This is a genomic window from Actinomycetota bacterium (genome assembly GCA_035540895.1).
Taxonomy (GTDB): Bacteria; Actinomycetota; JAICYB01; order JAICYB01; family JAICYB01; genus DATLFR01.
The window spans coordinates 1-4,518 of sequence record DATLFR010000222.1; the positions used below are offsets into that span (position 1 = coordinate 1).

Consider the following 4,518-nt stretch of genomic DNA (forward strand, 5'->3'; position numbering starts at 1 on the left):
GTAGAGGTACACCCCCGGCGCCGGCGGGTCCATCGCCGCGACCCCTCCCTGCGCCGGGGGTGTACCTCTACGACACGGAGGGGTCCTTCGAGGTGGCGCTGTTCGGCGGGTCGAAGCACCGTTACCCAGACCGAACGACGGTGACGCTGACCCACACCCCGTGCGGCGCCGATATGAGGTGGGACGTGCTCGAGGAGCGATGGGAGCGGGCGGTCCTCTGCTCGGCGGGAGACGGGATCGAGGTACGCGAGTTCGTCACGTTCCACGAGTTCTACGAGCAGGGGATGACGCGACACTTCCGCTGCCGGGCCCCGACCTTCCTCCATCCCCCTACGACGGACGCGGGGTCGAGCTTCGGGGGCCGCTGCGCGTCCCCCGACGCCGCGGCGGAGATCGCGGGCACCGTCGTCGGGGTAGAGGACATGACGGTGGCGGGGCGTCCGGTGGCGTCTCTGCGGGTCCGGACGGAGGAGACCCTGACGGGTGCCGTCCAGGGATGGCGGCGCAGCGAGATCTGGTTCGCCCGATCCAACGGCCTGATGCTCAAGCGCGTATCGAGGACGCAGGCCCGGGCGTCCACACCGGGCGGTCCGACCGACTACACGGAGAAGTTCACGATGAGCATCTCCGCCCTCGACCCGTTGCGCTGAGCCCAGGCATCGGGTCACCCCCAGGCGCACTCACCGGGGTCCAGGGCGGGGGCAGGACGTCCGGCTCAGCGACCGGAACTGGGCTCCCCCAAGATCTGGACACGGTCCAGTCCTCCGTCGTACCGTGGACGCCTTGGACAGCGAAGCCCTCCCCACCGACGCCCTGCTCCGCCGGCACGGCATGCACGTCACGGCGCAGCGCCTGGCCGTCCTGCGAGCGGTCGCCGAGAGACCGCACAGCACGGCCGAGGAGATCGACCGGGCCGTCCGGACCGAGATCGGAGCCATCTCCCGCCAGTCGGTCTACGACGCCCTCTCGACCTTCACGGAGCGAGGCCTGGTGCGCAGGATCCAGCCGGCCGGCTCTCCGGCGCGTTACGAGCGTCGGGTGGGCGACAACCACCACCACCTCATCTGTCGGACCTGCAACCGGATGGTCGACGTCGACTGCGCGGCGGGGTACACGCCGTGCCTGTCGGCGTCCGACCCGGCCGGCTACGAGGTGGACGAGGCCGAGGTCATCTACTGGGGCCGCTGCCCGGCGTGCTCAGGCAAGAGAGGAGAGATACGGACGTGAGCGACCGAGACATCACCGACAAGAACGACACGCAGAGCGTCAGCGAGAGCGAGAACCCGGCGATCCCATCCCCGACGCCGAAGGCGAGCTCGCGGCCGCGCAGCAACCGTGACTGGTGGCCGGACCAGCTCGACCTGTCGGTCCTGCACCAGCACTCACCGAGGGGCAACCCCATGGGAGTGGGCTTCGACTACCCCGAGGAGTTCCGCTCCCTCGACGTCGAGGCGCTCAAGCGCGACATCGTCGAGGTGATGCGGACGTCGCAGGACTGGTGGCCCGCCGACTACGGCCACTACGGGCCGCTGTTCATCCGGATGAGCTGGCACGCCGCGGGCACGTACCGGGTGCACGACGGACGTGGCGGCGGGTCCGACGGCTCCCAGCGCTTCGCCCCCCTCAACAGCTGGCCGGACAACGCCAACCTCGACAAGGCGAGGCGTCTGCTCTGGCCGGTGAAGAAGAAGTACGGACGCAAGATCTCATGGGCCGACCTGCTGGTCTTCGCCGGCAACGTCGCCCTGGAGGACATGGGGTTCGAGACGTTCGGGTTCGGATTCGGACGCGAGGACGTCTGGGAGCCGGAGGAGATCTTCTGGGGGCCCGAGGACACCTGGCTCGGCGACGAGCGCTACAGCGGGGACCGGGAGCTGGCGGAGCCGTTCGGCGCCGTCCAGATGGGCTTGATCTACGTCAACCCGGAGGGTCCGAGCGGAAACCCCGACCCGCTGGCCTCGGCCCGCGACATCCGGGAGACCTTCGGCCGGATGGGCATGAACGACGAGGAGACGGTCGCGCTGATCGCCGGCGGGCACACCTTCGGCAAGACCCACGGCGCGGGCGACCCCACCCTCGTGGGCCCCGAGCCCGAGGGGTGCCCTCTCGAGTCGCAGGGTCTCGGCTGGTTCAGCTCCTACGCCAGCGGCAAGGGGAAGGACACGATCACCAGCGGCCTCGAGGGAGCCTGGACCCCCACCCCGATCACCTGGGACAACAGCTTCTTCGAGACCTTGTTCGGCTTCGAGTGGGAGCTGACCGCGAGCCCGGCGGGGGCGAAGCAGTGGAGGCCGAAGGACGGGGCGGGAGCCGACCTCGTCCCCGACGCACACGACCCAGCCGTCCGTCACGCCCCGATGATGGCGACCACCGACCTCGCCCTGCGCGCGGACCCCGTTTACGAGCAGATCTCCCGCCGCTTCATGGAGAACCCGAACGAGTTCGCAGAGGCCTTCGCCAAGGCCTGGTACAAGCTCCTGCACCGCGACATGGGCCCGGCCCGACGGTACCTGGGTCCGTGGGTCCCTGAAGCGCAGCTGTGGCAGGACCCGGTGCCCGAGGTGGACCACGAGCTAATCGGCGACGCCGAGATCGCCGACCTGAAGCAGAGGCTGCTCGGGTCCGGGCTCTCGGTCGCCCAGCTCGTCCGGACCGCCTGGGCGTCCGCGGCCACCTTCCGGGGCACGGACAAGCGCGGCGGAGCGAACGGGGGCCGGATCCGCCTGGCGCCGCAGAAGGACTGGGAGGTCAACGACCCGGCCGAGCTGTCCGAGGTGCTGGAGGTCCTCGAGCGGGTCCAGCAGGAGTTCAACGCCGCCCGGTCCTCCGGCGTGAGGGTCTCCCTAGCCGACGTGATCGTCCTGGGCGGGTGCGCGGCGATCGAGAAGGCGGCCCGCGACGCCGGGCACGACATCACCGTCCCGTTCACACCCGGACGGACCGACGCCACGCAGGAGATGACCGACGTGGACTCGTTCCGACACCTGGAGCCGCGGGCGGACGGGTTCCGCAACTACGTCCGCGACGGCGCCAAGCTCTCGCCGGAGACGCTGCTGCTGGACCGAGCCAACATGCTCAGCCTGACCGCCCCGGAGATGACGGTCCTGATCGGGGGCATGCGGGCCCTCGGAGCGAACCACCGGGACACCCGCCACGGCGTGTTCACCGACCGTCCGGGCACGCTGACGAACGACTTCTTCGCGAACCTGCTCGAGGCCGGCACGGAGTGGACGGTCTCGAGCAGCGACGAGGGCGTCTACGAGGGCCGCGACCGGCAGACGGGAGACCTGAGGTGGACCGCCACCGCCGTCGACCTGGTCTTCGGCTCCCACTCGCAGCTCCGGGCCATCGCCGAGGTCTACGCGCAGGACGACTGCGTCGACAAGTTCGTCCAGGACTTCGTCGCCGCGTGGGACAAGGTGATGAACCTGGACCGGTTCGAGTTGACGCGGTAGGCCGGCCGTCGAGGACCGCGGTCGGTCGGTGCGAGACTAGGCGGCCAGCTGCTCGTCGATCTGCGACAGCGCGGCGACGAGACCCTCCTCGGCTCCCATGGCGAGGATCTGCTCCATGGCCTCCAGGGTCGGGAACAGGCTCTCTATCGTCATCCGCGTCCCCGCATCGACAGGCTCCAGCCTGACGCGGGACCGGGTGACGGGGAGGTCCTCCTTTGGCTGTCCGTTCTCGTCGCCGAACCCGTCCTCGAACTCGAGGGTGTGAGGGGCGTCCACGACCAGCACCCGCCACCACCCGTGGTAGCGCTCGCCGTCCGGGCCCGTCATGAAGTAGGTCACCCGGCCGTCCGGCTTCAGGTCGTGCTCCACGAACGTGGCCGGATGCGTGGGCGGCCCCCACCAGCGCTCGAGTCGACGCGGGTCGTCCCACATCTGCCACACCCGCTCGACGGGAGCCGCGAACTCCGCGGTGACGACCATGCTCAGGGTCGTCGGGTCCTTCCGGACGTCCGTCACGCTCATCCCGATCCTCCTTCGGTCTCTTGCGCCAAGATCTCGCCGAGCCGGTCGATGCGCCCCCGCCAGAGGGCCTCGACCTCCTCGAGCAGCCGCGAGGCCTGCTGTATGGCCCCCACGTTCCCGCTGACGAGCTGCTCCCGCCCACGGCGCCGCTTCGTCACCAACCCGGCGTCGGCGAGCACCGCGACGTGCTTCTGCACGGCGGCGAAGCTCATCGGGTAGAGCCGGGCCAGCTCGGAGACCGAGTGCTCTGCCTGCATCGTCCTCGCCACCACGTCGCGACGGGTGGCGTCCGCCAGGGCGTGGAACAGCCGGTCGGCGGCCCGGGGATCACCGATATCTACAACCATCTGGTTGTAGATTACGCGGGCCCCCGGAGGGACCGCAAGCCTAGGAGATCGTGCCCGATGCTCCGGGAGCCCCGGCGCCGGACCCGCCGGCGGGGCTCCCGCCTCCCGGACCGCCCGGTCCCGAGTTCAGGGTGGAGCTCGACGCGTCGACCGAGGAGCTGCCCGCTCGGAAGACCGAGAAGCTGGGACCGCCC

5 protein-coding genes are annotated in these 4,518 nt (G+C 70.3%); 3 read left to right on the plus strand and 2 right to left on the minus strand.

The annotated features are described in order from the left end of the window. The 3 genes from VM840_12325 to katG all read left to right on the plus strand — a co-directional run. A partial coding sequence (locus tag VM840_12325) for a hypothetical protein (GenBank protein ID HVL82365.1) occupies positions 1 to 650 on the plus strand: 650 nt, incomplete at its 5' end. 181 nt (positions 651 to 831) lie between these two features. Continuing rightward, positions 832 to 1,227 carry a Fur family transcriptional regulator gene (locus tag VM840_12330; GenBank protein HVL82366.1) on the plus strand — a complete coding sequence of 132 codons (396 nt, stop codon included), beginning with the start codon at positions 832 to 834 and terminating at the stop codon, positions 1,225 to 1,227. After that, a complete protein-coding gene (katG, locus tag VM840_12335) occupies positions 1,224 to 3,455 on the plus strand; it encodes a catalase/peroxidase HPI (protein HVL82367.1) in 2,232 nt (743 codons plus the stop codon). The genes VM840_12330 and katG overlap by 4 nt, the downstream gene beginning before the upstream one ends. A gap of 36 nt (positions 3,456 to 3,491) precedes the next feature. Here katG and VM840_12340 read toward each other — a convergent pair whose 3' ends face one another. Next, positions 3,492 to 3,977 carry an SRPBCC domain-containing protein gene (locus VM840_12340; protein HVL82368.1) on the minus strand — a complete coding sequence of 162 codons (486 nt, stop codon included), beginning with the start codon at positions 3,975 to 3,977 and terminating at the stop codon, positions 3,492 to 3,494. After that, positions 3,974 to 4,324 (minus strand): metalloregulator ArsR/SmtB family transcription factor, encoded by a 351-nt coding sequence (locus tag VM840_12345; protein ID HVL82369.1) that lies wholly within the window; start codon positions 4,322 to 4,324, stop codon positions 3,974 to 3,976. Before VM840_12345 ends, VM840_12340 begins: the two co-directional genes overlap by 4 nt. Between the last annotated feature and the right edge of the window lie 194 nt (positions 4,325 to 4,518).

Coding starts and splice junctions, on each gene's coding strand:
- VM840_12330 (HVL82366.1), top strand. CDS start 832: ATGCACGTCACGGCGCAGCGCCTGGCCGTCCTGCGAGCGGTCGCCGAG.
- VM840_12345 (HVL82369.1), bottom strand. CDS start 4,324: ATGGTTGTAGATATCGGTGATCCCCGGGCCGCCGACCGGCTGTTCCAC.
- VM840_12340 (HVL82368.1), bottom strand. CDS start 3,977: ATGAGCGTGACGGACGTCCGGAAGGACCCGACGACCCTGAGCATGGTC.